The 26736-nt window shown below is 70.4% G+C and carries 27 protein-coding genes and 1 pseudogene; 12 read left to right on the forward strand and 16 right to left on the reverse strand.

The genetic code is table 11. The features are described 5' to 3' along the window. The first annotated feature begins 140 nt into the window (after positions 1–140). Positions 141–4136 (forward strand): HAMP domain-containing protein, encoded by a 3996-nt coding sequence (locus ACWEVS_RS24850; protein ID WP_452553553.1) that lies wholly within the window; start codon positions 141–143, stop codon positions 4134–4136. A gap of 39 nt (positions 4137–4175) precedes the next feature. Further along, on the forward strand, positions 4176–6608 hold the full coding sequence (locus tag ACWEVS_RS24855; protein ID WP_452553554.1) for a SpoIIE family protein phosphatase: 2433 nt from the start codon (positions 4176–4178) through the stop codon (positions 6606–6608). Positions 6609–7094: 486 nt separating this feature from the next. Here ACWEVS_RS24855 and ACWEVS_RS24860 read toward each other — a convergent pair whose 3' ends face one another. Together ACWEVS_RS24860 and ACWEVS_RS24865 are read right to left on the reverse strand one after the other, a co-directional pair. Then, positions 7095–7436, reverse strand: a complete 342-nt coding sequence (locus tag ACWEVS_RS24860) for a TraR/DksA family transcriptional regulator (RefSeq protein ID WP_449930460.1) — start codon at positions 7434–7436, stop codon at positions 7095–7097. A gap of 401 nt (positions 7437–7837) precedes the next feature. Next, positions 7838–8197, reverse strand: coding sequence for a hypothetical protein (locus ACWEVS_RS24865; RefSeq protein WP_452418478.1), 360 nt, complete (start codon positions 8195–8197; stop codon positions 7838–7840). Between the two features lie 79 nt (positions 8198–8276). Here ACWEVS_RS24865 and ACWEVS_RS24870 point away from each other — a divergent pair. Then, positions 8277–8388 (forward strand): annotated as a pseudogene (locus ACWEVS_RS24870) (transposase); the annotation flags it as partial. 160 nt (positions 8389–8548) lie between these two features. Further along, positions 8549–8908, forward strand: coding sequence for a hypothetical protein (locus ACWEVS_RS24875; protein ID WP_449930464.1), 360 nt, complete (start codon positions 8549–8551; stop codon positions 8906–8908). Between the two features lie 241 nt (positions 8909–9149). Here ACWEVS_RS24875 and rpmF read toward each other — a convergent pair whose 3' ends face one another. Genes rpmF through rpmG form a run of 5 tightly spaced genes read right to left on the reverse strand, consistent with a single transcriptional unit; the run spans position 9150 to position 10108 of the window. Continuing rightward, the gene (rpmF, locus tag ACWEVS_RS24880; RefSeq protein WP_449930466.1) at positions 9150–9317 is read right to left on the reverse strand and encodes a 50S ribosomal protein L32; all 168 of its coding nucleotides are present in this window, start codon (positions 9315–9317) and stop codon (positions 9150–9152) included. A 2-nt stretch (positions 9318–9319) separates the two neighbouring features. Then, entirely contained in the window at positions 9320–9619 is a 300-nt protein-coding gene (gene rpsN / locus ACWEVS_RS24885; RefSeq protein WP_449930468.1) for a 30S ribosomal protein S14, read from the reverse strand. Further along, entirely contained in the window at positions 9619–9849 is a 231-nt protein-coding gene (rpmB, locus tag ACWEVS_RS24890) for a 50S ribosomal protein L28 (protein WP_449930470.1), read from the reverse strand. The genes rpsN and rpmB overlap by 1 nt, the downstream gene beginning before the upstream one ends. After that, a complete protein-coding gene (locus tag ACWEVS_RS24895) occupies positions 9846–9947 on the reverse strand; it encodes a 50S ribosomal protein L31 (protein ID WP_452553556.1) in 102 nt (33 codons plus the stop codon). The genes rpmB and ACWEVS_RS24895 overlap by 4 nt, the downstream gene beginning before the upstream one ends. Next, positions 9944–10108, reverse strand: coding sequence for a 50S ribosomal protein L33 (rpmG, locus tag ACWEVS_RS24900; protein ID WP_449930474.1), 165 nt, complete (start codon positions 10106–10108; stop codon positions 9944–9946). Before rpmG ends, ACWEVS_RS24895 begins: the two co-directional genes overlap by 4 nt. A gap of 74 nt (positions 10109–10182) precedes the next feature. Between rpmG and ACWEVS_RS24905 the strand changes: the two genes are divergently transcribed. After that, complete coding sequence (locus tag ACWEVS_RS24905; RefSeq protein ID WP_452553557.1) at positions 10183–11316, forward strand: GTP-binding protein; 1134 nt, start codon at positions 10183–10185, stop codon at positions 11314–11316. Positions 11317–11655: 339 nt separating this feature from the next. Here the strand turns inward: ACWEVS_RS24905 and ACWEVS_RS24910 are convergent, their stop codons facing one another. Then, a complete protein-coding gene (locus ACWEVS_RS24910) occupies positions 11656–12468 on the reverse strand; it encodes a TetR/AcrR family transcriptional regulator (protein WP_452553559.1) in 813 nt (270 codons plus the stop codon). 49 nt (positions 12469–12517) lie between these two features. On the opposite strand from ACWEVS_RS24910, the gene ACWEVS_RS24915 reads away from it, so the two are divergent. Beyond that, positions 12518–14194 (forward strand): right-handed parallel beta-helix repeat-containing protein, encoded by a 1677-nt coding sequence (locus ACWEVS_RS24915; RefSeq protein ID WP_452553561.1) that lies wholly within the window; start codon positions 12518–12520, stop codon positions 14192–14194. A gap of 48 nt (positions 14195–14242) precedes the next feature. On the opposite strand, the gene ACWEVS_RS24920 is transcribed toward ACWEVS_RS24915, so the two are convergent. The 5 genes from ACWEVS_RS24920 to ACWEVS_RS24940 all read right to left on the reverse strand — a co-directional run bounded on the left by ACWEVS_RS24920 (position 14243) and on the right by ACWEVS_RS24940 (position 18587). Then, a complete protein-coding gene (locus tag ACWEVS_RS24920; RefSeq protein WP_452553563.1) occupies positions 14243–15163 on the reverse strand; it encodes an NADP-dependent oxidoreductase in 921 nt (306 codons plus the stop codon). Between the two features lie 150 nt (positions 15164–15313). Next, on the reverse strand, positions 15314–16594 hold the full coding sequence (locus ACWEVS_RS24925; protein WP_449930484.1) for an ATP-binding protein: 1281 nt from the start codon (positions 16592–16594) through the stop codon (positions 15314–15316). A 164-nt stretch (positions 16595–16758) separates the two neighbouring features. Next, the gene (locus tag ACWEVS_RS24930) at positions 16759–17478 is read right to left on the reverse strand and encodes a YqjF family protein (RefSeq protein ID WP_452553565.1); all 720 of its coding nucleotides are present in this window, start codon (positions 17476–17478) and stop codon (positions 16759–16761) included. A 6-nt stretch (positions 17479–17484) separates the two neighbouring features. Then, positions 17485–18126: a TIM barrel protein gene (locus ACWEVS_RS24935; RefSeq protein ID WP_449930488.1), complete on the reverse strand. Its 642-nt coding sequence runs from the start codon at positions 18124–18126 to the stop codon at positions 17485–17487. A gap of 167 nt (positions 18127–18293) precedes the next feature. Next, a complete protein-coding gene (locus ACWEVS_RS24940; protein WP_449930490.1) occupies positions 18294–18587 on the reverse strand; it encodes a hypothetical protein in 294 nt (97 codons plus the stop codon). A 430-nt stretch (positions 18588–19017) separates the two neighbouring features. On the opposite strand from ACWEVS_RS24940, the gene ACWEVS_RS24945 reads away from it, so the two are divergent. The 3 genes from ACWEVS_RS24945 to ACWEVS_RS24955 all read left to right on the forward strand — a co-directional run bounded on the left by ACWEVS_RS24945 (position 19018) and on the right by ACWEVS_RS24955 (position 21034). Continuing rightward, positions 19018–19212, forward strand: coding sequence for a hypothetical protein (locus ACWEVS_RS24945; protein WP_449930492.1), 195 nt, complete (start codon positions 19018–19020; stop codon positions 19210–19212). Then, a complete protein-coding gene (locus ACWEVS_RS24950; RefSeq protein WP_452553567.1) occupies positions 19209–19619 on the forward strand; it encodes a reverse transcriptase domain-containing protein in 411 nt (136 codons plus the stop codon). The genes ACWEVS_RS24945 and ACWEVS_RS24950 overlap by 4 nt, the downstream gene beginning before the upstream one ends. A 521-nt stretch (positions 19620–20140) precedes the next feature. After that, positions 20141–21034, forward strand: a complete 894-nt coding sequence (locus ACWEVS_RS24955; RefSeq protein ID WP_452418470.1) for a methyltransferase domain-containing protein — start codon at positions 20141–20143, stop codon at positions 21032–21034. A gap of 490 nt (positions 21035–21524) precedes the next feature. On the opposite strand, the gene ACWEVS_RS24960 is transcribed toward ACWEVS_RS24955, so the two are convergent. Then, positions 21525–22151: a DsbA family oxidoreductase gene (locus ACWEVS_RS24960; RefSeq protein ID WP_449930498.1), complete on the reverse strand. Its 627-nt coding sequence runs from the start codon at positions 22149–22151 to the stop codon at positions 21525–21527. Further along, positions 22144–23751, reverse strand: a complete 1608-nt coding sequence (locus ACWEVS_RS24965) for an MDR family MFS transporter (protein ID WP_449930500.1) — start codon at positions 23749–23751, stop codon at positions 22144–22146. The genes ACWEVS_RS24960 and ACWEVS_RS24965 overlap by 8 nt, the downstream gene beginning before the upstream one ends. A gap of 117 nt (positions 23752–23868) precedes the next feature. Here ACWEVS_RS24965 and ACWEVS_RS24970 point away from each other — a divergent pair, with 117 nt between their 5' ends. The 3 genes from ACWEVS_RS24970 to ACWEVS_RS24980 all read left to right on the forward strand — a co-directional run bounded on the left by ACWEVS_RS24970 (position 23869) and on the right by ACWEVS_RS24980 (position 25827). Continuing rightward, the gene (locus ACWEVS_RS24970) at positions 23869–24279 is read left to right on the forward strand and encodes a MarR family winged helix-turn-helix transcriptional regulator (RefSeq protein WP_449930502.1); all 411 of its coding nucleotides are present in this window, start codon (positions 23869–23871) and stop codon (positions 24277–24279) included. Positions 24280–24354: 75 nt separating this feature from the next. Continuing rightward, entirely contained in the window at positions 24355–24774 is a 420-nt protein-coding gene (locus ACWEVS_RS24975; protein WP_449930504.1) for a PPOX class F420-dependent oxidoreductase, read from the forward strand. A 174-nt stretch (positions 24775–24948) separates the two neighbouring features. Next, complete coding sequence (locus ACWEVS_RS24980; protein ID WP_449930506.1) at positions 24949–25827, forward strand: recombinase family protein; 879 nt, start codon at positions 24949–24951, stop codon at positions 25825–25827. A gap of 62 nt (positions 25828–25889) precedes the next feature. Here ACWEVS_RS24980 and ACWEVS_RS24985 read toward each other — a convergent pair whose 3' ends face one another. Next, entirely contained in the window at positions 25890–26663 is a 774-nt protein-coding gene (locus tag ACWEVS_RS24985) for an HNH endonuclease (RefSeq protein ID WP_452553569.1), read from the reverse strand. Positions 26664–26736 lie beyond the last annotated feature (73 nt).

Below are 26736 nucleotides of genomic sequence, written 5' to 3' on the forward strand. Positions count from 1 at the left end.
CATTCCTAGCGGATGGAGAGGTTCTTTGCACCATAGCAAATAGTTGGTCACCGCTACGGATTGTCGATACATGATCCTCTGCGCTAGCCTCCTGTCAATATTTGTCTCATGGCAACGATATTGAGGGGGCGGGCGACAGCGTGAGCGGCAGCCGGTCGGGTGCGCGGCAGGTCGGCCAGACGGGAGAGCTCGAGCTGCGGCAGCTGCTGGCCGGGCTCACCGCCGTCAGGGACGGCGACTTCGGCACGCGACTGCCCGGCGACGCCGACGGCCTGCTGGGCGAGATCGCCCACGTCTTCAACGGCATGGTCGACCAGCTGTCGCTGTTCACCTCGGAGGTCACCAGGGTGGCCAGGGAGGTCGGCACCGAGGGACGGCTGGGCGGTCAGGCCGACGTGCCGGGTGTGTCAGGCACGTGGAAAGATCTTACCGACTCCGTGAACGCCATGGCCGGCAACCTGACCGCCCAGGTGCGCAACATCTCCCAGGTGGCGACCGCGGTGGCGCGCGGCGACCTCAGCCAGAAGATCACCGTCTCGGCGCGCGGCGAGATCCTGGAGCTGAAGAACACGCTCAACACGATGGTCGACCAGCTGTCGTCGTTCGCCGACGAGGTGACCAGGGTGGCCCGCGAGGTGGGCACCGAGGGACGGCTGGGCGGCCAGGCCGACGTCAAGGGCGTCTCCGGCACCTGGAAGGCCCTGACGGAGTCGGTCAACGTCATGGCCGACAACCTCACCGCCCAGGTGCGCAGCATCGCCGAGGTCACCACCGCCGTCGCGAAGGGCGACCTGACGCAGAAGATCAGGGTGGACGCCCGCGGCGAGATCCTCGAGCTCAAGGAGACCATCAACACGATGGTCGACCAGCTGTCCGCCTTCGCCGACGAGGTGACACGCGTGGCCCGCGAGGTCGGCACCGAGGGCCAGCTCGGCGGCCAGGCCACCGTGCGGGGCGTGTCGGGCACCTGGAAGGACCTCACCGACAACGTCAACTTCATGGCCTCCAACCTGACCGACCAGGTGCGCGGCATCGCCCAGGTGGCGACCGCGGTGGCCAAGGGCGACCTGTCGCAGAAGATCATCGTCGAGGCCAAGGGGGAGGTGGCCGCGCTCGCGCAGACGATCAACACGATGGTCGGCACGCTGTCCGCCTTCGCCGACGAGGTGACCAGGGTGGCCCGCGAGGTCGGCACCGAAGGCCAGCTCGGCGGCCAGGCCCGCGTGCCCAACGTCGCGGGCACCTGGAAGGACCTGACCGACAACGTCAACTCCATGGCCGACAACCTCACCAACCAGGTGCGCAGCATCGCCCAGGTCACCACCGCCGTGGCCAGGGGCGACCTCACCAGGAAGATCGACGTGGACGCCCGCGGCGAGATCCTGGAGCTCAAGACCACGATCAACACCATGGTCGACCAGCTGTCGTCCTTCGCGGCCGAGGTCACCAGGGTGGCCCGCGAGGTCGGCAGCGAGGGACGGCTGGGCGGCCAGGCCGAGGTCGAAGGCGTGTCAGGCACGTGGAAGCGGCTGACGGAGAACGTCAACGAGCTGGCCGGCAACCTGACCCGCCAGGTGCGCGCCATCGCCGAGGTGACCAGCGCCGTCACCTCGGGCGACCTGACCCGCTCCATCACGGTCGACGCCTCCGGCGAGGTGGCCGAGCTCAAGGACAACATCAACTCGATGGTGAAGTCGCTGCGCGAGACCACCAGGGCCAACCAGGACCAGGACTGGCTCAAGTCCAACCTGGCCCGGATGTCGGGCCTCATGCAGGGGCACCGGGACCTGTCCACGGTGGCCGAGCTGGTGATGAACGAGCTCGCGCCGCTGGTCTCGGCCCAGGTCGGCGCCTTCTACCTGGCCGAGGAGGCGCCCACCGGCACCGAGCTGCAGCTCATCAGCGCCTACGGCCACCCGGCGGGCGACTCCGTCACGAGGTTCAGGATGGGCGAGTCGCTGGTCGGCCAGGCGGCCCGCACCCGCAGGACGATCGCCATGGAGGAGATCCCGCCCGGCTACGTCAGGATCTCCTCCGGGCTCGGCCAGACCGTGCCCACGTCCCTGATCGTCCTGCCCATCGTGGTCGAGGAGCAGGTGCTCGGCGTCATCGAGCTGGCCTCGCTGTACGCGTTCACCCCCGTGCACCGGGCCTTCCTCGACCAGCTCATGGAGACGATAGGGGCCAACGTCAACACCATCGTCGCCAACGCCCGCACCGACGAGCTGCTGGCGGAGTCGCAGCGGCTGACCGCCGAGCTTCAGTCCCGCTCGGAGGAGCTGCAGAACCAGCAGGAGGAGCTGCGGCGCTCCAACGCCGAGCTGGAGGAGAAGGCGGCGCTGCTGGCCGCGCAGAACCAGGACATCGAGACCAAGAACCTGGAGATCGAGCAGGCCAGGCAGGAGCTGGAGGACCGCGCCCAGCAGCTGTCGCTGGCCTCCACGTACAAGAGCGAGTTCCTGGCCAACATGAGCCACGAGCTGCGGACGCCGCTGAACTCCCTGCTCATCCTCGCGCAGCTGCTGGCCCAGAACCCCACCCGCAACCTGACCCCCAAGCAGGTCGAGTACGCCAGCGTCATCCACTCGGCCGGATCGGACCTGCTGCAGCTCATCAACGACATCCTCGACCTGTCCAAGGTGGAGGCCGGCAAGATGGACATCAGCCCCGAACGGGTGTCGCTGCGCCAGTTGCTCGACTACGTCGAGGCCACCTTCCGGCCGATGACCACGGACAAGAGCCTCGAGTTCCGCATCACGACCGCGCCCGGGGTGCCCGACGGCCTGCTCACCGACGACTCCAGGCTCCGCCAGGTGCTGCGCAACCTGCTGTCCAACGCGGTCAAGTTCACCGAGACCGGCAGCGTCGAGCTGCGCATCGAACCGGTTCCCCGGGCACAGCTCCCCGCCTCGGTCAGACCGTACGGCCCCGCCGTCGCCTTCCGCGTCATCGACACCGGCATCGGCATCGCCGAGCAGCAGCTGGAAGCCATCTTCGGTGCTTTCCAGCAGGCCGACGGCACCACCAGCCGCAAGTACGGCGGCACCGGGCTCGGCCTGTCCATCAGCAGGGAGATCGCCTACCTGCTCGGCGGCGCGATCACCGCGCAGAGCACGCAGGGCGAGGGCAGCACGTTCACACTGTTCCTGCCGGTCGCCAGACCCGACTTCACCGAGCGGCCCGCCGACCCCGCGGCGCCGCACGCCGGCCGCGGCGACGCCGAGCGCCGCGCCGACCGACAGCAGGACCAGCCCCCGCCCCAGCCGCCGCACCCGCAGCGCAGGCTGCTGGTGGTGGAGGAACGGCCGCGCGGCCTGCTGTCGCTGGTGGCCGAGAGCGTCCTGGCGGACCTGGCCGGCCGCGACGTCGGCACCGCCCCCATGGAGGGCCCCATCGAGATGGTGACCGCCGCGGGCGCGCAGGAGGCCGCGGCCACGCTGGCCGCCGAGCCCTGCCACTGCATCGTCCTCGACCTCGACATGCCGGGCAGGGCGGGCTTCGGGCTGCTGGACGCCATCGACGGCGACACCGCGCTGCGGGGGGTGCCCATCCTGGCCTACAACAACTGGCGCATGGACCTGGCGCAGGAACGGCAACTGCGGTCCCGCGCCGACTGCCAGCCGCTGGAGCTGCTGTCGAGCCTGGACGAGCTGCGCGAGCGCATCGCCCTGCACCTGACCGCCGACCAGCCGGGCGACGTGCTGCCGCTGGTGCGTTCGGAGAAGGAGGGCCGGCCCGCCGACCGGGAGCAGGGCGGCACGCTGGCCGGCCGTACCGTGCTGGTGGTCGACGACGACGCGCGCAACCTGTTCGCGCTGACCAGCATCCTGGAGATCCACGGCATGCGGGTGCTGCACGCCGAGAACGGGCGCGCGGGCATCGACACGCTGATCGCCCACCCCGAGATCGACCTCGTGCTGATGGACGTGATGATGCCGGAGATGGACGGCTACACGGCCACCTCGGCGATCAGGGCCATGCCGCAGTACGCGGAACTGCCGATCATCGCGGTCACCGCCAAGGCGATGCCGGGCGACCAGGAGAAGAGCCTGGCGGCGGGGGCGAGCGGCCACGTCACCAAACCCGTCGACTCCGACAGCCTGCTCGCCCGCATCCAGCAGTGGATCGCACGCTAGCCCGTGGAGGCCGTCCCCGTGGAAGGAGCAGAGCAGAGCGTGCCGACCCCTACCAGGCCCGATGAGCCGACCCCGCGCCACGCCGGCACCGTCGGCAGGCTGGCCGCCACGATCGAGCGGCTGCGCGACGAGATCGCGCGCGCCCAGCACGCGGCCGAGGGCCGGGCGCTGATCGAGCTGGCCAAGGGCATCCTGGTCGAGCGGCTGCACTGCGGCCCCACCGAGGCGGCCCTGCAGCTCGCGACGCTCGCCGAGCAGGCCGGACTGTCCCAGCTGGAGCTGGCCGCCGACCTCATCAACCAGGCCGCGCAGGACCGGCTGACGCAGGTCGCGCGCGAGCTGCTCGTCGAGCGGCCGCGGCGCTCCGGCGGCTACGGCGGCGGCGGCTACGGCGGCGACGGCGAAGATGATGACGGCGGTGACGGCGGCGGTGATGGTGACGGCGGTGGGGACGGCGGCGGCTCGGTCGCGGTGCAGCTGCGCGAGGCCGAAAGCGGCATGCTGGGCGCCGCCGACAGCCAGATGTTGGCCGAGTCCCTGCTGGAACACGCGCTGACGCCGCTGGGTGCCACCGCGGTCGCGCTGTGGTCGGCCGGCGCCGACGCCTCGCTGACCCTGGTGGGTTTCGCCGGGCACAGCGTGGAGGAGGCCAGGAGGTGGCGCTACGTGCCACCCGGCGTGGCCACGCCCGCCCGGCGCGCGCTCATGGAACGGCGCACGGTGTGGTTCGCCGACCTCGGCGAGTCGGGCCTGCCGTCCATCGGCCACCGCCAGGCCGTGCCGGCCGGCCGCGTCGTCGTGCCCGCCGGCACCGGCGGCCGCATCCTCGGCGTCCTGGAGATCAGCTGGCCGCAGCCGCTGCAACGGCAGCCGGCACCGATCCACCGCCAGGTGGAGGCCCTGGCCGAGCTGTGCGCGCGCACCCTGGAAGACCGCGCGGCCACGCCCGCGCCGGCGCCCGACCTGGCCGAACTGGTCGAACTGGCCGACGCGCTCGCCGACCCGGCCCTCGTGCTGCGCCCCGAACTGGACGCCGGCGGGCTGCTGACCGACTTCCGCATCCACCACGCCAACCCGCGCTTCGCCGACCCCGCGGGCCGGCCCCGCACCGTGGTCGCCGGGGCCCTGCTGCTGGAGGCCTACCCGACGGCGGCCGAGGAACACGGCCTGTTCGAGAAGATCGAGCACGTGCACGCCACCGGCGAGGCCTTCCGCACCGAGCGGATGACGCTCACCGCGCTGATCGAGCACGTGCCGCTGACCAGCGTGGCCGGCGTGAGCATCACCCGGCACGGCGACTGCGTGCTGCTGATCTGGCGGATGCGGGACGAGTCGCTGCGCCTGGCCAGCCTGCTGCAGCACGCCCAGCGGCTCGGCCGGATCGGCGGGTTCGAGGAGGACGCCCAGACCGGCGAGATCACCTGGAACAGCCAGCTCCACGAGCTGCACGGACTGGAGCCGGGCGAGCGGCCGATCCCGCTGGAGCACCTGCGCGAGCACGCCCACCCGGACGACGCCGACGCCATCGGCCGCTTCCTGCGCACCGTGCTCCACCACCGGCGGCCCGCCTCCACCACCTTCAGGCTCCAGCGTCCCGACGGCAGCACCCGGCACATCCGCGTCGTCGCCGAACCCGTCTTCGACGCCGACGACCGGCTGCTGGCCGTACGGGGGGCCTACCAGGACATCTCCGCCCAGCACTGGACCGAGGTCGCGCTGGCCGCCACCCGCGACCAGCTGGCCCACTCCGAGCAGCAGGCGGCCGAACGCAACCGGCTCACGCTGCAGCTCCAGCACGCCATCATGCCGCCGGCCCAGGGGCCGGTGGAGGCGTTCGGCCTGAACATCGCCGTCCGCTACCGGCCCGCCGAGGAAGGCCACCTGGTCGGCGGCGACTGGTACGACGCGGTCGTGCTGCCGTCGAAGAAGGTCCTGCTGTCGGTGGGCGACGTCGCCGGGCACGGCATCGAGGCGGCCACCGGCATGGTCGTCCTGCGCAACGCGCTGCGCGGCCTGGCCACCACCGGAGCTGGCCCGGCGCAGCTCATGGGCTGGCTCAACCTGGTCACCCACCACCTGACCGAACGCGTCACCGCGACGGCCATCTGCGGCCTGTACGACCCGGAGACCCGCGTGCTCCGCTGGGCCAGGGCCGGCCACCTGCCGCCGGTGCTGGTACGCGACGGCGGGGCGGCCGAGCTGCCGTTGATCAACGGGCTGATGCTCGGCGTGATCTCGGAGGCCGACTACGAGGAGGGAGTCGTCCAGCTGGAGCGCGACGACACCCTGTTCATGTACACCGACGGCCTGATCGAACGGCGCGACGTCACCCTGGAACGCTCGCAGGAACACCTGCTCGCCACGTTGGAGCAGCTGAGCACCACCCTGGAGCACAGCCTCGACCGGCTCCTCACGCACAGCAACTCCGACACCGACGACGACACCTGCCTGATCGGCATCGAAGTGCTCTGACCGCCCATCGACGTGGTCTGATCGGCCGTCGACGTGGTCTGGCCGGCCGTCGAGGTGCTCTGGCCGGCCACAGTGACGGCCACGGCGGTCCGGGTGACGGCCGCGGTGACGGCCCCGGTGACGGCCGCCACGTTGACGGGCGGCCGTCACCGAGCCCGCCCGGTCACCGAATCCGCTGGGCCACCGGGCCTGCTCGGTCGCCGGACCTGTTTGGTCCCCAGGCCGGTTTCGGACCAGCGGGGTCACCGGACCCGCTTCAGTCCTCACCGGACCCCTTGGTCGTCGTCGGTCCTCACCAGGCACCTTGGCCCGCATCGGTCCTCACCGGACCCGTTTGGCCGTCATCGGGTCCGGTTTGTCGGGCCCGTGTGGTCACGTGGCCCGTGTGGTCACATGGCCCGTGTGGTCATGTCACCTGGCCCGCTTGGTCACCTGGGTCACCAGGCCCTTGGTCGCCGGAGCCCCGTGGTTGCCGGGCATGGCCGGTCAGCGGGTCTCGTGCCGCCGGCGGCAGGCCACGCAGTGCCGCGTCAGCGGCCGGATCTTCAGCCGCTCGAACGGGATGGCCGTGCCGCAGTCGGCGCACTGCCCGTAGGACCGGCCGGACACCCGCTCCAGGCACAGCTGGATCTCGGCGATGCTCCGCTCGGTCGCGGCCAGATCGGCGAGCACGCCCTGCAGGGAGCCGTCGCCCTTGTCGATGTTCTCGGCCAGGACCCTGAGCTCGTCCAGCCGCGACGTGCGCCACATCAGCTGCTCCCGCAGGTCCTCGGTGATGGCCTGGACTTGGACGTCGCTGAGCAGGACGGATTCGTTGTCGTGAGTCATGAGTGCTTCCTTGTACGGGTCGAGGGGACGGCGCTGACGCCGTCGGTCAGATCGCGGATGCCGCAGGCGCTGCTCTCGGGGCGCGCGGCATCCCCATGCGGTCAGGTCGCCGACGCCACGGGCCCAGGCCGCGGGTGCGCGGCGGCGGCCCATGAGGCGCGGCGCCGAACCGCGGACAAGCGGCGCCGAACCACCGGCAAACGGACACGCCTGCCCGCATCCCGGGCGCGGCACAGCGGACATGCGACAGCGGCATGCGGCATGCGACATGGGAGAGATGGGCGACATGGCAACGTCGCGTCGGGGACGCGCGGCATGGCGACATCGCGTCGTGTCCCGCCACGCTCTGAGCAGAGCGTCGCGGGACACGACGCGTGAAGAGAGAAGAGAAGGGAGAGGCTCTAGGCCAGCGGCGGGCTACGCGATCCCGCGGTGCGATGCCCGGACTGCTGGGGGTCGCAGATGGCCGCGGAGCCGGAGGCGGGCCAGGTCAGACCCGGCGTCTCGGGAACGGATCGCGTCCGGTTCCCGGCCGGCCACAGGCGCGGCAGGTGTTCGGTGCCTCTGACCGCGGCCGTTGGCAGCGTCGACAGCGTCGACACCTCGGCCCCCGGCGTCACGACTTCCATGGCGAAGGCGGCGCGATGGTGGATGCCGCCGGCCCAGGTGGGAGTGACGGCGACCAGGCCCAAGGCAAGCAGAAGCAGGCCGACCGCCGCCATGAAGGCGGTCGAACCGCGAGTGCGCCAGAAGGTCGCCATGAGGCCGACCATAGCCCACTTCCGCGCCGGGAGCACCGGAGTATGTCCTGGGCAAGGCCGGCAGGGGGGGCGCCCGCCGCCCGACCGGCAGGGGACGTCCTGGCGCGATCACCGCGAGGTCATCAACGGGATCTTGTGGGAGGCTGCGGACCGGCGCGTCGTGGCGAGAGGTTCCTGAACGCTACGGGCCTTAACGCAACGTCCTGTCACTCTGACGAGAGCACATCAAGAAGCGCGCGTGGCAAGATCGGGATAACGTGGCGCCCTCCAGAGGCGATCGACAATGCCGATGGACCCGGGCACCACCGTCAACCATCGCGCCGGCGGAGAGATGTTCTGCGAGGAGGACCCGTGACAGCGGCACGAGTACTGGTGGTCGGTCTCGACCCGGCCAAGATCCAGGGCTGGGACCCGGAGCCGGTCCAGGCGGCGATAGCACGCGGTCAGGCCCGTTTCGACGATCATGGTATCGAGGCCGACTGGTGCCTGGTGGCACTCGACGAGAACCCCGAAGAAGCGATCGTGGACGCGCTGACCCGCGAAGACTACGTCTGCGCGGTGATCGGGGGCGGCATCCGCAAGCACGAGCCGTTGCTCGAATTCTTCGAGAAGGTGGTCAACCTGGTCCGGCAGCACGCGCCCGACGCGGCCATCGCCTTCAACAGCAGTCCCGAGGACTGCGCCGACGCAGCTCTGCGGTGGCTGCGCTAAGACCCGTCTGATGATTCGGTGTGGCCAAGCCAGAGCACGATCGACGCGATGGCGACGCCTGCGAGGTAGCGGCCGGCGAGCTTGTCGAAGCGGGTGGTGACGGCTCGCCACTGCTTAGCTTGGTGAAACACCGTTCGACCAGGTTGCGTCTTTACCGGCGACCGCGTCCAAGGTGGGTGGGCGGCGCCCATGCGGCGGCGATGGTGGCCCGGTCGCGTTCACCGGGCCACCGTCGATCAGCTCATCGGATGGTGCGGAGGCCGCGCTGGTAGGCGCGGACGAGCCGGCGGGGGACCAGCACCTGCCTGCCGTTCACGACGATCGGCACCAGGTCGGGCGCGCTCGCCTTCCACTGCGACCGCCGGTGCCGGGTGTTGGCGCGCGAGGTCTTCCGCTTGGGAACGGCCATGCCTACCAGCTCGCCTTCGTGACGCCGGGCAGCTCGCCCCGGTGCGCCATCTCGCGGAAGCGCACCCGGGACAGCCCGAACCTGGTCAGATGTCCCCGCGGCCGGCCGTCGACGGCGTCGCGGTTGCGGACGCGGGTACGGCTGGCGTCGCGGGGCTGCCGGTTCAGCTCTCGCACGGCCGCGGCCCGTTCCTGCGGCGTGCCGGTGCGGATCACCTCCTTCAGCTCGGCCCGCCGTACGGCGAAGCGGGCGACGATCTCCTTCCTGCGCTCGTTGGCGGCGATCTTGCTCTTCTTGGCCATCAGACCTTCTCTCCCCGGGCCCTGATGCGGGCCACGGCGCGTTCGATGCCGATCTTGTCCACCGTCTTGATGGCGCGGGCGCTGAGCGTGAGCCGGACATGGCGGTTCTCGCTCGGCAGCCAGTAGCGCCGCCGCTGGACGTTGGGGTTCCAGCGGCGCCGGGTGCGCCGATGGGAGTGGGAGACGTTGTTGCCGAAGGCCGGCCTGACTCCGGTGAGCTGGCAGATCACGAGGTCCTCCCGTAGCGCTGCCGGAAGCGCTCGACCTGGCCGGTCGTGTCGAGAACCCGGTTGCGGCCGGTGCGGAAGGGGTGGATGCCCTTCCTCATCGCTCCTCCCGGAACTCGACGTGCCGGCGGACGGTCGGGTCGTACTTGCGCAACGTCAGCCGGTCGGGGTCGTTACGCCGGTTCTTGGTGGTCACGTACGTGTAGCCGGTGCCCGCGGTGGAGCGCAGTTTGATCACCGGGCGTAGCTCGTTTCTGGCCATCCTCAGTCCTTTCGGAGTTGACGGCGTGTGCCATGATAACGACAACCATTTTCATTCTGCACTCAGGAGGTCCTGTGCCCACCCCCGTCGTCCTCGTCGCGGGCCTGTACGGCGGCGCCCGGGCCGCCGCGGTCGAGCGGCTGCTCCGCCGGCATCCTGGAGCCATCGCGATCCATCACGACCTGCGCGACGTCGCCGCCGGCCGGGTCGAGCGCGTGGTCCGCGACAGCTCCGGCGTCCTGGATCGGACGGAGGTGCGCCTGGCTCACGGCTGCGTCACCTGCGCCGTCCGCGAGGACCTGCTCCCCGAGCTCGTACGGCACGCCGCGACCGCACCCCTGCTGGTGGTCGACCTGTGGGACTCGGTGGAGCCGCGCTCGGTGGCCGAGGCGCTGGCCGGCGGGGAGGCGGCCGACCTGCTCCGCCTGACCTGTGTCCTGACGGCGCTGGACGCGGAGTGCATGCCCGTGGACATCTGCCGAGGCGACCGCCTGACCGCCTCCGGCCACCAGGCCGCCGCCGGCGACCAGCGCTATCTCGCGGAGGTGCTGGCCCGGCAGATCGAATACGCCACCGCGCTGTCCCTGCACGGCGGTGACGACGAGGACGTCGAGCTCTCGACCGCCGTCCTGGCCCATCTGGCACCGCACACCCCGATCGCCGTCGATCCCGACGCCACCGGTTCCCCCCTGTGCGTGCACGAGCTGGCCGAACGCGTCGATCCGGCCACCGCCCAGCTGCCCGGCGACGCGCGGACCGGCGAGATCACCACGGTCGTCTGGCGCCGCCTGCGCCCGCTGCATCCGGGCCGCCTGTTCGAGGCCATGGACGAGCTGGTCACCACCTCGGTCCGCTCCCGCGGGCGGTTCTGGCTGGCCAACCGGCACGAACGGATGCTGGCCTGGGACGCCGTGGCCGGAGTGGTCTCCGTGGAGGACGCCGGGCCCTGGCTGGCCGCGCTGCCCGAGGCCGCCTGGGAGCTGGCCGCGCCGGCCCGCCGTACGGCCGCCGCCCTGGACTGGAACCCCATCATCGGCGACCGGGTCCAGCACCTGGTCTTCACCGGCCCCGATCTCGACCGGCACCGCCTGCACGCCCTGCTCGACTCCTGCCTGATCGACCAGGGCGACGCCCTGCCGGGAGCCGGGCAGTGGGACCGTTTCGACGACCCGTTCGCCCCCGTCCTGGACCTGAAGGGGAGCGCGTGAAGCTCCGGATCGGGCTGTCTCGACGCTCCTCAGGAACGTGGCCTGATCCGGCAAGGCGATGGCACCACACGTTCATGCTCCGCGAGTAACCCGCCGCCCTGACCGTCAAGGGCGACGGCTACCGGGCCGCCCGCCGCAGGGCCGTCGTGCCGCCCCGGCGCCGCCGAGCCTGTGGCCGCAGGTCAGCTGATCGACGTCAGGTGGCCGAAGGTGATGGGTAGTGACGGGACGCGCGGTCGAAGCCGCCACCGCAGGTGACCGGGCGGATGGCGCGTCCCCTTACCCGCGCAGGGGTGGGGAAGGCGTCCAGCGTGCCGTCGGGGTTGAGCCCCACCGCGATCAGCCCTGGCGGGTTCGGTAGGCACGCTGCCGGCAGGCCGGCGAGCAGTATGCCCGCGGCCTGCCCCTGGTGGCGCCCTCCACGGCCCGGCCGCACACCAAGCACCGACTTTCATCACGAATTTCGTAACGCACCAAAGTCTCGATGCCGTCGAGCACCCGCTCCAGACCGAACTCGAACAGGTCCAGCGGCTCGTTGTACCCGCCCGCCAGATAGATCCTGCTCAGCGTCGGATACCGGTCCAGGTGCTGGAAGAGGCTGTCGCGCTGCCCCCACCAGTCCTCCTCGCTGACCCCGGTGCGCCGCTCGGCCTGCTCGGCCGCCGCCACCTGCCGGGCGGCGCTCTCGACGAACCCGCCGACGAGGGTCACCGCCGCCGCCACCTGCGCGGGCGCAAGGCCCGTGCGCACCACCGTGGCCAGTGCCCGCTCGAAGCCGGCCAGCGCGTTCGGCCCCGGCACGTGGCGCGCTCCGGTCGACTCCAGCAGCCAGGGGTGCCGCCGGTAGAGCGCCAGCATGCCGCGCGCCCAGGACTCCAGTTCCGCCCGCCAGCCCTGGTCGGGATCGGGGTCGGCGGCGTCCTGCTCGCCCATCACCTCGTCGCGCATGAGATCGACCAGCTCGCCCTTGCCGGGCACGTGACGATAGAGCGACATGGTGGTGAAGCCGAGGCTTTCGGCGACCCTGCGCATCGACACCGCTGCCAGCCCCTCGGCATCGGCCAGCTCGACCGCGGCGCGCACGATGCGCTCCAGGCTGAGCCGGCTCCTGGTGCCCCACAGCAGTTCGGTGCTGCGTTCCGGATCTGTCATGATCTCTCCCGTGTATATGCTGTACACATTACCGGAGAGGAGCACTGTCATGTTCTTCGTCGATCCGTCGGGCGACGACTCAGGCCCCGGCACGCTCGAGCACCCGTTCGCCACGCTCGAGCGAGCCCGCGCGGCGGCCTCCCCAGGCACTGTGATCACTCTCAGAGCCGGAACCTACCGCCTCGCCGAACCGTTGCGGCTGTCGGCCGCCGACTCTGGCGTGGTCTACCAGGCCTACGGCTACGGCACCTCGGCCCAGGAGACGGTGGTGATCAGCGGCGGCCGGCGGATCACCGGCTGGCGCGAGGACGCGAACGGAGCCGTCACGGCCGACGTCCCCCGCCTGGCCACCCGCCAGCTCTACGTCTCGGGGCGCCGCGCCGCGCGGGCGGCCATCGCCCTCGACCACGGCCTGACCAGGACCGAGACCGGCTACGTCACCGGCGACCCGCGGCCGCAGTCGTGGCCGGGCCAGGTGGAGTTCGTCTACCGGGGCGTCTACCCCTGGTCCGAGGCCCGCTGCCAGGTGGCCGGGATCACCGGGGACGAGCGGTCGAGCGCCGTCACCATGGCGCAACCGGCCTTCTGCTGGGCCGTACGGCTCTACCACTCGGTCATCTCCTGGGACGGCCCCGGCGCCGGGGAGTCCAACGGCGCCGACAACCCCACCTCGGCCGAGAACAGCCCCGCCTTCCTGACCGAGGGCGCCTTCGCGCTGGCCGACGGCGTCCTGCACTACCTGCCGCGGCCCGGCGAGCGGCTTGACGAGGTGGTCGCGCCGGTGCTGGAAACTTTGGTGCACGCCCGCGACGTACGCGACGTCGCCTTCCGCGGCATCACCTTCGCGGAGGCGACATGGTTGCGCCCGAGCGCCCCCGAAGGGTTCCTGCACTACCACGGCAACGGCTACCACGACGGCGGCCCGCTCCAGACGGTCACCTTCGCCGACGGCCAGGCGCAGGTGACCATCCCCGGAGAGAGCGCCGTCATGCCCGGCAACGTGATCTTCGAGAGCTGCTCGCGGGTCACGCTCGAAGGCTGCCGGTTCACCCGGCTGGGCGGGGTTGCGCTGGAGTTCCGCGGCGACGGCGAGGACAACGTGCTGCGCGACAGCGTGGTCGACGACGTGTCGGGCGGCGGCGTGGTGATCGGCGCGGGGGCCCGCCGCCACCGGGTGGAGAACACCCACATCCACCACATCGGCCGCGACTACAGCGGCTCGCCGGCCATGCTGGTGTCCGGCACCACCGACACCGTCGTGGCGCACAACCAGATCAACGACGTGCCGCACAACGGCATCGTCGTCTACGAGGGCAGCGGCGCCCAGCTGGTGCACAACCTGGTGCACGACACCATGCAGGTGCTGGCCGACGGCGGCGGCATCTACATCTCGGGCAGGCAGGGCGGCTCGTACGCCACCGGCGCGCTGGTCCGCGGCAACGTCGTCCGCGACACGATCACGCCCTACAACTTCGGCCTCTACACCGACTACGGCGCCACCTGGGTCACCGTCCAGGGCAACGTCGTCCACAAGGCCGACAAGCCGGTGGTGCTGGAGGTGTCACCGCCGCTGGAGCATGTGGCCTTCATCGGCAACGTCTGGGACGCCGACCCCGGCCGGCCCCCGGAGGGCGTGATCCTCGCGGCCAACACCACCCTGGAGGGTGGGGCGTTCGGCGACGACCCGACGGTCGCCGACATCGTGGCCGGCGCCGGACTCCGGTAGATCGCCCCTGATCCGCCCGGCCGTCCGGAATCCCGGCGGCCGGGCGGGTCACGGTGTGATCACCAGCTTGCCGCGGCCGTGGCCGCTGCGGCTGACGTCGAAGGCGGCGCCGGCCTGCTCCAGCGGGAAGGTCTGCGCCACCTCGACCGTCAGCGCGCCCCGGTCGGCCAGCTCTGCCAGCCCGGCCAGCTTGGCGCCGTCCGGCCGGACCCAGATCCAGTGGCCGCCGTGCCGCTCCACGGTGTTGTCGGCGATCGACGCGTGCCGGCCGCCCTCGGCCAGCACGGCGAGGGTCGCCTCGAGCTGGCCGCCGGCGAAGTCGGCCACCGCCGTCACGCCTTCCGGGGCCAGCTCGCGGACCCGCCCGGCCAGGCCCTCCCCGTAGGTCACCGGTTCGGCGCCCAGCTCGCGCAGGTAGCCGTGGTTGGCCTCGGAGGCGGTGCCGATGACGCGGGCGCCCCGGTCGCGGGCGATCTGCACGCCGAGACCGCCGACGCCGCCCGCCGCCCCGTGCACCAGCAGGACGTCGCCGGGACCGACCTCCAGCCGGTCAAGGGTCCGCTGCGCGGTCATCCCCGCCAGCGGCAGCCCTCCGGCCTGGTTCCAGTCGAGCGCGGACGGCTTGCGCGCGACCCCGGGGGCCGGCATCGTGACCAGCTCGGCGAACGTCCCGGCCTGCACGACGCTCTTGCGGGCATAGGCCATGACGTGGTCGCCGGGCGCGAACTCCGGCGTGTCGGGGCCGACCGCGCGCACCACCCCGGCGACGTCCCAGCCCGGCACGACCGGGAAGATCGTCTGCATCATCCCGTCCAGCAGACCGGCCATGACCTTCCAGTCCACCGGGTTGACCCCGGCCGCGCGCACCTCGATGAGCACCTCGCCCGGCCCCAGCTTGGGGTCGGGGATCTCGCCGACCCTGAGCCGCGAGTTGTCGGCGGCGTAGGCGTCGTAGGTGACGGCGCGCATGAGTGATCTCCTTCCGCGGGCGCAGCGGCCCCGGATCAGGGACGGCCGCCGCGGAGCTGTTCTCGCCAGGGGCGCCTTTGCGCTAACCCTTCCTCAGGCCACGGTCCGCCCAGAGTGGCGATTCGGTGGCGATCGGGTGGCGCCCGCCGTTCAGAGCCTGGCGTGGGTGGTGATGTCGGCGCCGAACTCCTCGATCATCTCGGCGGTGACGGTGGGCCTGCACTGGCCGATCGCCGCCAGGTAGTCGGCCGTACCCGCGCCCGCGGGCAGGTCCGCCGACTGCGCGGCGCCGGCGAGGTCCCGCTCGAAGGCGGCCTGTGCCGCGGTCCTGGCGGCGTGCTCGATGTCGGCCGGGGTGAACAGCTCGCTCGCCGCGACCAGCCTGTCCAGATCCACGTTGGGCCGCCCGTCGGAGTACCGCGTCCAGATGGCCGAGCGGGCGGCCGCGTCGGGCGTGCCGATCGGCACCACGTAGTCGAAACGGCCTGGCCGCAGGAACGCCGGGTCCAGCGACCGGATGGAGTTGGTGGCGCAGACCAGCAGCCGCTCGTCACGCTCCCTGAAGCCGGGGATCAGCTTGAGCAGTTCGTTGGTGATGCCGTGGCTGCCGGCCTCCGGGCGCTCGGCGCGCACCGCGGCGATCTCCTCGACCTCGTCGATGAAGACCAGCACCCGCTCCAGTTCGGCGATCCGCGCGAAGGCGGTGCGCAGCGCCTCGGCCAGGTTGCCGTCGCCGGCCAACCGGGACGGCAGCAGCTCCACGAACGGCCAGCCGAGCCGCGAGGCGATCGCGCGGGCGAAGGTCGTCTTGCCGGTGCCGGGCGGGCCGAACAGGGCGATCGCCCTGGGCGGGCGCACGCCATGCCTGGCGGCCCGCTCGGGTTCGGCCAGCGGCAGCACGACGCGCCGCTCGATCAGGTCCTTCTCCACCTCCATGCCGGCCACCTTGTCCCACAGGTCCCTCGGCAGGAAGCGGCCGCCGAGCTCGGCCAGCCAGTGGGCGCCGAGGCCGCCGGCCGGCTCGGCCTTCTCGAAGTAGGCCACCGCGGGGCGCCGGGTGTAGCCGGCGTTGACCAGCCCCTCGCCGATCAGCTCCTCCTCCGGCAGGACGTAGGCGATGCGCCGGACTCGCGCGTCGACCAGCCGCCGCTCCAGCTCCCGCAGCAGCGCGCTGGCCAGGCCGCGCCCGCGCCAGGCGGAGGCGATCGCGATCCGCATCACCCAGGCCCGCTCGCCCGCCACGTGGGAGAGCGCCGCGCCGACGGGCACGCCGCGGTGGACGGCCACGACGGCGGGCTGCCGCGACGTCAGCGCCCCGATGCACTCGGCGAGGGAGAACACCGACTCCTGGCCGAGCCCGGCCGTGGTGTCGATCAGGTGGACCACGGCCGCGAGATCGTCCTCGCGGTAGTCATGGATGTGCCAGTTCACCGGTGCCGCCTCCTCGTCTCGGGGCTACGACGGTAGGGCAGCTCCGGGGGCCGGTCCCGGGCCAGGCCGGACAACAGGAGCGGGAAAAATGTACTGAGTGGAAGATTGGCCGAAATTACCCGACAAAGTATGCGATACAGGTCACACAGTGAAGAATCGGCGGTTCACCAGCCCCACATCCCCACCCGCACCGGTACCCCGGGCGAGGCGTGCACGAGGGGCGAGTGGTCCGGCGCGGGCAGCCCCGCCGCCTCGACGAGATCCTGCTCCAGGCGCACCACGTGGGCGCTGCGTAGCGGCCACGGCGGATGCTCGACCTCGGCCGCGGCCACCCGGTTCGCGATCAGGGTGAACAGCCGGAACCGGGCGGTCAGGAAGTGGGCGAGCGCGTCGCGCTCGTGCTCGGCCAGCTCCGTGCCCGGCGCCACGTCCACGTCGCAGCGCGCCCCGCTCGGCTCGGGCCACTGGCGGCGACACCGGTACCGCACGCGCGCCTCGTCGGCGCGGACGGACATGTCCGACCAGAAGTACGGCAGGCCGTAGCCGGCCCGGCCGCCAAGGACGGCGGGAAGCCGTCCCGCATCCAGCGACAGGAACCAGATCCCGCCGCGGCCCCGCTCGTCACGGACGTAGGTGCGCAGGTTCGTCTCGGGAAAGCGCGACAGCCACGGCAGCGCGGGCAGTCCCGGCGTCCGCACCCCCTCCATGAGGAACGGGGTCAGCCCGACCCACGCCGTGCCGTCGAAGGTCTCGACCGTCAGCCCGTCGGGCACCAGGGGCCGGACGACGGCGGGCGGGTACCGCCAGTGCAGGAAGGTCATCGTCGACCAGTGGTGGTACATCACCGGGTAGGCGACGCGAGGAGACGCCGGCGCTCTCATCATCGTCTGCTACCCGCCGACGTGCCGCCGGTCACCTCGCCGCGGCGATCGCGCGGACCGGTGGCGGTATGGTCGCGGGCCGATGCGCCCCGAGGGCACCGAAAAGCAGACCGAGGAACAACTCGCCGAGATTGACACCATGATCGGTGTCGCCCTGCCCGCGGCGGGCCGGACCTCCGGCCGGACGGCACAGCCGCTGGGCGCCGGAGGTGACGCGTGAACGCCGGCCCCCGCGCCGACAACGTCCAAGGCGCCTGCGGCGTGCGCGGTCTGTGCGGCCTGTGTCAGGCATTCCATCGCGACCTCGTCCTGTGACTCCTGGGGGATTGCGTCCTCGCGGTCGCCGTACAGGGCGTTGAGGATCGGACATCTGGTGGCCTGGGCCAGGCCGACGGCGACATCGATGTTGTCGCGCAAGCGGCGGGCTCGCGAGGGGCTGGACAGCAGGCCGCAGTCCCCCGATCGTATGTCCCCGGCGTCGAAATTCAGGGCCGCGAGCCGCACACCGGCATCAGCAAGGGCAGCGCACAGGGCGTCCAGTTCGGAGTCGTTGGGCACGGGAGTGTTCCACGGCCACCACATCTCGGCGACGTCGAACCCGGCTGCTGCGGCCGCTGCGGGCCGGGCAAGCATCGGAAGATGACCGAACAAGATCGAAAGGTTGGCCGCGAAGGACAGACCGGCTGTGTCCGCAGATGCATCGACCTTTCCGGTTGGCCGATGTCGGGAAGCGGCTGTTCGCCGGACTCATCCGATGCTTTGCGACAGGGTCGTCATCGAGGGAGACGGGCTGCGGCACGGCGTAGTCGCAGCCGAGCTCAGCCGCAAGGCGAGGGATGGCGACGATGTCCGGCAGGTTCAGACGGGTGACCACGGTGTACAGGCCCACCCGCGGCCCTGAGGCGGGACCGCGCGCGGCCAGCAGTGCGCACGCCGTCGACGACGCGCTGCCAGCCGTCGCACTTGTTCGGCGGGGGAGGCCAGGTGTCGTCGTAAACGGCGTCGGCCGAATCCAGCGACACCGACACCGCGTCGATCCCCAGCTCCACGATGCGTTGCGTGATGCGCTGCTTGCTCAGGAACGTGCCGTCAGCGCACAGCACAACCTGCACCCCGGACTGCTTCAACGCGGCCGCCGGCCCCTGTGACGGCTCGGTCACGCCTACAAGTGACTGACCTCGGGTGAGGCTGGAACAAGGCCGTCAGTAGGTCCTCGGGCATGGCCCCCTTCAGGGGCGCTGGCCCCGAGGCCTCGCGCCCGCGCGCAGCTGAATAGTCCGGAAAGGGCGCGACGTCCGCTGATGATGTCGGGTCGTGGCGGAGTCGCCGTAGTACTCCGAGGACGGGAAAGCCGTGTGCATGGGGAAGGGCGACAGCGCGATGGCAGCAGCACTGCTGTCGGGAAGGAACGTTGTTGAATAACGACGCGCCGCCGCATGAATGGCCGGAAGAGGTGGCCAGCGGCGGGTACTCGATCATCAGCTGAAGCTGCACCGATGGGCATGGGAAGAACCGGCACGCCGGTTCGATGATGCATTCAACTTGATCTATGACCGGGCCACGCTGTTGGTGGCCTGGGAGCGGGTGGCTGGCAATCGGGGTGCCAGGACAGCGGGCGTGGACGCGGTGACGCGTTACTACGTCGAGGAACGCCTCGGAGTGATCCCGTTTCTGGAGGACCTGCGGTCCTTGCTCAAGGATGGGACGTTCCGAGCGCTGCCGGTCAGCAGGCGGTGATTCCCAAGAAGAACGGCGCTGTCCGCTATCTGGGGATCCCGACGCTGCGCGATCGGGTGGTGCAGATGGCGCTCAAGCTGATCCTGGAGCCGATCTTCGAGGTCGATTTCTACCCAGCTTCGTATGGGTATCGGCCTGGACGTCGGGCTCAGGATGCCATCGCCGAGATTCGCCATTTCACCTGCAAGCCGGGCGCCTACGAGTGGGCCATCGAGGGCGACATCAAGGCTTGCTTCGACAACGTCGATCATCATGTCCTGATGGATCTGGTGGGCGAACGGCTCAAGGACCGCAAGGTTATGCGGCTGGTCAGCGCGTTCCTGTGCGCCGGGGTTGTCGAACTCCACGGTGGCCTGCGGAGATTCTCACCGGGACTCCGCAGGGAGGGGTCATCTCCCCGCTGCTAGCCAACATCTATCCATCAGCCTCGACACCGCCGACCAGCTCGCCGCAGACCCCGCCAGGCTGTCGCCATCGCTCCTGGCCTACGTCGGCCAACCCGCCTACGGGGCCACCCGTAGCTTCCGGCGAAAAAAACAACGCTCAGGCCCATCGACCGATGTGCGCGTCGCGTAACAGCACCGCGACGTCGCCACCGGCGCCAAGCCCTGCGAGTGGCGCGCCCCGGATCCCGGACTGGAGAAGAGGTACCACCCGTCATGAACGGGGACGTGCATCTGCTGGATCCACCGACTTTACGTCGTGATCGAAGGCGTCTGGTACGAGGTCGAACCGGCCGTAGCCGACACTCCGGTCAGCGCGCTGTCTCGCGCCTGGTGCGCTGACTGTGGGGGCCGAATACATGTACCCCTTCCGGCGCGTCACGGTGCAGAACCGTGCAGTAGGACATGCGGGGTTCGCTGGATGTGTGAGATATCCCTCTCCCATCGTCGTGGCGCTGGTGGTCTGAGGAGGTGACCATGAAGTGATGACCTCCTCGCCCCGCCCGCCGCACGTCGGTGGCCGACCGGATCCGATAGGCGGGACTACCGCGCTCGGTGGAGAGCCCGCTCCCGCCCGCGGGTACCTGCTGGACAACGCGCGCGCCGAGGCGGGCGAGCGATTCGTTTGGCTGGCCGAGCTGTTCGACGGTGTGACGCTGGGGCACTTCGATCGACTGGGGGTCAGGGTCGGCTCGCGCTGTTGGGAGGTGGGGGCCGGTGGCCGCAGTATCCCGGAGGCGCTCGCGGCGGCCGTCGGTCCGACCGGGCACGTGCTGGCCACGGACATCGACCCGTCGTGGCTGAAGGCAGGCGGCGGGTACGAGGTGCGCCGGCACGACGTCGCCGCTGATCCGCCCCCGGAGCCGGGGACGTTCGATCTAGTGCACGCCCGGCTTGTGCTGGTCCATGTACCCGACCGGGCTCGGGCGTTGGCGACGATGGCGGCGGCGCTGCGGCCCGGCGGCTGGCTGCTGGTCGAGGACGCCGATACCGCTCTGCAGCCACTGGCATGCCTGGACGACAGCGGCCCGGCGCAGCGGCGGGCCAACCGGCTGCGCGACGCGGTCCGGGAGCTGCTGACGCGCCGCGGCGCGGACCTGCGCTACGGCCGGACACTGCCGCGGGCATTGCGTGAGGCCGGCTTGGTAGATGTCGCCGCGGCGGGCTCTTTCCCGGTCGGTGGGCTGGCCTGCGACCGGCTGGAGGCGGCGACCATCCGGCACGTGCGCGGCGAGCTGCTCGCGGCCGGCCTGGCCGACGACGTCGAGATCGACGCGCACTTGGCCGCCATCCACGCGGGCGAACTCGACCTGACACTCGCGCCGCTGATCTCGGCCTGGGGACGCCGTCCAGCCGAGCACCCGCCGGCACTGGGTTAGGTGCGGATCCAGGCGTATCCCGACCTGCCCACAACGCTGTTCGTCGAGGAGATTTTCGGGCCGCAGGAGTAGCCCTTACTGGGGCGGTCGTCATGCCGAGCATCGTCTCGGAAACGTCCCGCAACCCCGGTGCCGACACACCGGTCGGGTACGCCCGGTGTCGTTTTCAGGAGCTGGCTGCACGGATGTCAGAACTTCTCTGCACGTGATGCTGGGAGCAACCCCGGCGACCACGGCCGGTGGGAGCGCGCCGACGCCGCTGGACTGGAAGACCGCAGCCACCCGCGGCCGCGACGTACTGGCCGACCTTCGCGGCCCGTGGCCGCGTTCAGGTTCTGGCCTGCCAGCGCCTCATCGGCCGCCACTTGGCCTCGCCCCGGCATGGTTCGGCCGGGCCGCCTGTGCCATGCGAGCGGGAAACGGCCGGAGTAGGTGGGCCGCGGTCGGCTCGCATGGGGGGCGGAGAAGGGGCCAGGACGACCGCGAGGTGTTATCGCACCGTCGCGCTCGTCAGGAGTGCTTGGAACTCGGTGGGGTCGGGGGCTCCGGAGAGGACGGGTGTGCCGTTGATGACGAACGTGGGGACCTGGCGGACGCCGAGATGGGCCGCGCGTTCCTCGTCGGCCCGGACGTCGGCGGCGTAGGCGTCGGTGTCGAGAACGGCGCGGACCACCGCGGCGGGCAGACCGGCCTGTATGGCGAGGGTGTGGAGGACTTGAGGGTCGGCGACGTTGATGTTGTCTGTGAGGTGGGCGTGGAAGAGTCGTTCGACCACGACGTTGGCAAGGCGGTGGGCGGTGGCCAGGTGGATCAGACGGTGGGCGTCGAAGGAGCTGACCGGGCGGGCGGTGGCGGGGTTCAGCTCCAGACCCTCGGCCGCGCCCAGCCGCCGAATCCGCTGGAACATCTCTGTGAGGTCCAGTGCGCCGAGGTCGAAGCGTCGCGCCATCATCTCGGCAAGGGTGGCACCAGGAGTCGGCGGCTGGTCGGGACGTAGCTGGAAGCTGCGCCAGGTGATGCGGACCTCCTCAGGGTGCGCGAGGGCGCGGTCCAGGCGCTTCTTGCCGATGTAGCACCAGGGACACATCACGTCCGACCAGATCTCCAGGTCAATCACGAGTCTTGTCCTTGAGGAACAGGGCGAGGACCAAACCTGTGGCCATGACGCAGCCGACCACAATGAAGACGGTGTCCATCGCGCTGGCCATGCCGTCCAGCACGGGCCGGGCCAGGCGGGCGTCGAGATGGTCGAGGTAGGAGGTGTTGTTGAGGTCGACGTCGGACCAATCGTGCAGGCTGGCTACCAGATGCTGTGCGCTGGGATCTGCGGTCACCGCAGGGTCGTGCAGGGCTGATTGGAACGCCGGGGTGCTTTCTGCCTGGTGGAAGGCGGCAGTAATGCGGCCCTCGGCGAGAGCGAATAGGACCGACAGGTAGATCGCGGTTCCGGCGGTGCCGCCGAGTTGCCGGAAGAAAGTGTAGGAGGCGCTGGCGGCGCCCATGGTGCCTGTCGGGGCGGACGCCTGGATAGCGATCAGCATGACCTGGAAGCACAGGCCGATGCCCAGGCCCATGACGGTCGTGATCAGGCCGGTGAACCACAGAGATGTGCCGGGGGTCAGCTGCGCGAAACCGAACGCGCAGGCGGTCATGACGGCCAGGCCGAGGATCAGCAGGCCCCTGTAGCGTCCCGTACGGGTGAGGAAGGAGCCGCACAACCGGCCGGCCGCGACGATGCCCAAGGTCTGCGGCATCAGCATCAGGCCCGCCTCGGTCGGGGACAGGCCCTTGACGATCTGCAGGTAGAGCGGCAGGACCGACAGCCCGCCGAACACGCCCATGCCGACGACGACGTTGACCGCGTTGCTCATCGTGAACTGCGGGCTGGCGAACAGCCGCGGCGGCAGCAGCGCTGAGTCGCCCATCCGCCGTTCGACCAGGACGAACCCCAGCAGCCCCGCGACGCCCACCCCGATCAGGGCGAGCGTGCGCGGCGACGTCCAGCCCCAGCTGGAGCCGTGCTCGGCCACGATCAGCAGGGGCACCAGTCCCAGCAGCAGCGTCGCAGCGCCGCCGTAGTCGATGCGGTGATCGGTGCGAGTGTGCGGCAACCGGTAGAGCGTCACGACGAGCACCAGGGCGACGATGCCGATCGGGACGTTGACCAGGAACGCCCAGCGCCACCCCGTCACACCCAGAAAACCGTCCATGCCGGCGAACATGCCGCCGAGCACGGGACCGGCCACGCTGGAGATCCCGAACACCGCCCCGAACCAGGCTTGGTACCGGCTGCGCGCCTCCGGCGGCAGCATGTCGGCCAGGATCGCGAACGCCAGCGCCATCAGGCCACCGGCACCCAGTCCCTGTACGGCGCGGAACGCGGCCAGCTCGTACATCGACTGCGCCGCCGCGCACAAGATCGAGCCGAGCAGGAACAGCGAGATCGAGATCAGGTAGAGGGGCTTGCGGCCGTAGATGTCCGACAATCGCCCGTACAGGGGCGTGGACACCACGCCGGTGATCAGGTAGGCGGTGGTCGCCCACGCCTGCAGGGTCAGGCCGTTCAGCTGATCGGCGACGGTGCGCATTACCGCCGCCACGATCATCTGGTCCAGCGCGCCGAGCAGCAGGCCGAGCATCAGCGCCGCCATCACCGCGGTCACCGCGCCGCGGCCGAGCCGGGGCGCAGGGGTGGGCGGGGCCAGGGATTCAGTCATGGGGAGACCTCCGGCTCCATTAGTTAGGTTCCGTACATTATGGACCCATATACTAAAAGTCCACACCATTAGGGTCTTGACTGTTAGGATCCGAATGTGAACACTGAGCTCGAGAACGTGGAACTGGCGGTCGCCGCGATGTTCGCCGCGTTCCGGCGCAAGCGCGGCCGCGAGCAGGCCAGCGGCGACGCCCTGTCCGGAACGCAGTTGCGCGCCCTCGACGGCCTGGCTGAAGCGGGACATGCCACCGCCCGTCAGCTGGCCGACTATGCCGACGTCACCCCGGCGACCATGACCGGCATGCTGGACGTTCTCGAGACCAGGGGAGTGATCAGACGCGAGCGCAGCCTCACCGACCGGCGCGCGATGCAGATCGTACTGACCGATCGCGGGCACGAGCTCGTCGCCGAGGCGCGCGAACGGTGGCGGCAACGCTGGCAGGAAGCGATGTCGGACGTGCCCCCCGAGGATCTCCAGGCGGCGATCCGGGTCTTCGGCAAGGTCGCCGGCATCTTCGATCAGATGTAGCGAGATTGCGGCCGCAGCACGGCAGCGGCGGCCGATCGGACCGACCGGCACAGGAAGAAGGCGAGCAAAGAAGAGATGATTTTCAACGACGCCGAACGCGACTACCTCGACCGGCAGCCCATGGGACGGCTGGCTACCCTGGGCCCGGACGGCACACCGCACGTGCGCCCGCTGGGCTTCCGCCTGAACCCGGACGGGACCATCGATCTAGGTGGACCGTGGGTGGCACGCACGCAGCGCTGGCGCAACATCCAGGCCAACCCGCGAGTGAGCTTCGTCGTAGACGATATGACGCCCGACGGCCCCGAGGCGATCAAACCGGGTATGGGCCGGGGTGTGGAGATCCGCGGCCGGGCGGAAACCCTCGCCGTGGACAACCCACCCGGCCCGCCGGGAACGGTCGCGCCAGAGATCATCCGCATCCATCCCAAACGGATCCTCAGTTGGCACATCGACCCGGCCGAGCCCGACGGCCGCTCGGTCAACCTTCCCTGAGAGACCTGACTTGCGAGGCAGGCCAGCCTCCGTCGTCCGTTCTCCGCTCCTCTGTTTCACAGGCGACGACCCATGAAACACGATCTTCGGCCGGGCCCGTCCAGGGGGAACACCGTTTCATAGGTCGGTGCAAACAGATGGATGATTGAAACGCATCCATGAAACGATCAGGTGGTGTCCGATGACGACTACCTCCGCGTGGAGGCCCACGCCTGCCCGATGACCTCCTGCGCCGCCCCGGCCGGATCGCCCTGCCGGACCGGCAAGGGCAAGGTCGCCGTCCAGTACCACACCGCCCGCTTCCGGCTCGTGCCCGCGCTCGCCAAGGCGCTCAGCGTGGCCACCCCGGCCGGCCGCAAGCCGGGCACGCTGTGGATCGAGCTGCCCCGCCCGGCCACGGTCGGCGCCGAACCGGCCGGGCATGTGCGGATCGGGTACGCCCGCGCCTCTACTGTCCGCCAGTCCCTGGACACCCAGCTCGACTCGCTGAAGGCCGCAGGGGTCACCCGGGTCTTCGCCGAGAAGATCTCCACCCGGGCCACGGTCCGGCCCGAGCTCGACAAGGCCGTCGCCCTGGCCCACGACTTCCGCACGGCCGGGGTGGCGGTCACGCTCGTGGTGCACGAGCACAAGCGGCTCGGCCGCGGCCTCGATCTGGCCGCCCTGGCCGAGCAGCTGCGCGCCGCCAGCATCGGCCTGGAGTTCCTCACCGGCGAGCTGCAGGGCAGCCATGACCCGTCCGGCGTGGTGTTCACCGTGCTGGCTGCGCTGTCGGGGATGGAACGCGAGTACATCCGCGACCGCACCCTGGAAGGCCACGAATCCGCCCGTGCCCGCGGTAAGACCATCGGCGGCGCCGCCGTCACCGACGACGCGATGCTCTCCATGGCCCTGCACCTGCGCCGGCAGAACCTCAGCCTGCGCGACATCGCCGCTCGCCTCGTCATCACCAAGGGCAAGAAGAAGGGCCAGCACCCCTCCCCGGCCACCGTCCTGCGCATGCTGCGCGATCACGACGAGGCCTCCACCACATCCGCGGCCGTGGCCGGGTGATCACGGAGTCCAGCGATTCCTTATCCTCGTCTCTCCTGCACGCCCGATGCCTCACTCGGGTGTCAGCCTTTCCGAACGATGGTCCCGGTGACCGGGTCCCCCACTTCGAGAACGTATTCAATCCACAGATTATCGATAGGTTGGATGTCCGCCGGAGGATAGGCAGGCCAGGACACAAAGAAGCGGCCTAGCATGATGACCCCATCCATTGGTCCGTCCGGAAGTTCGATACGTGCAGCCACGAGCGGGGACGCTGACAGACGTTCATCTACGGAGAAACGAACAACGGTGAGCCCGAGCGCTACCGGACTTACTGGCATGGGGTCGCGCCGTGAGGCGTCCCGCGCCGCTACGATGCTTTCTCGAATGTGATCCGCCAGGGCTCCTTCCGGGACTCCGGACCGTAGACACTGCGCCAGGTAAACATGCTTCAACAAGGCAAGGCGGAGTATGTTGGGATCGGGGCCTCGGCCTCTGACGACCACCTGCTTGCTCAGCAGCATGGCCCGGAAGTCGTCTTCGCTTCCTCCCCCCATAGTCACGAGGAAGCCTCCACCCCGCGCTGGCATGATCTGCATCTTGCCGACTCTTCGAGAGCCTCGCACGTTTTCAGAAGCTAATTCGACCTCGCTGGTCGCGCCGTAGAACCAGTCTTTCACTCCGCCTTCTACACGACCCCCGAAGGTTTGATTACAGCCACGGCAGGTCCGCGTCATGATGACCCCACCAATACTCTTGGGGGGCACATGCTCGTCCTTCTCTGGAGGCCCGCCGCAGATAGGACAGCTCTCGAAGAGGCGCCGCCCAATCTCGTCAAGCAACTCCGGTCGTCTCATGCGGGCGCCAGATCCTATGTCGATGCCTGCCTCAATGATGCGTCCATCGTCGAGACTGATGTCCAGCGAGCGA

This window comes from Nonomuraea sp. NPDC003754 (assembly GCF_053605785.1).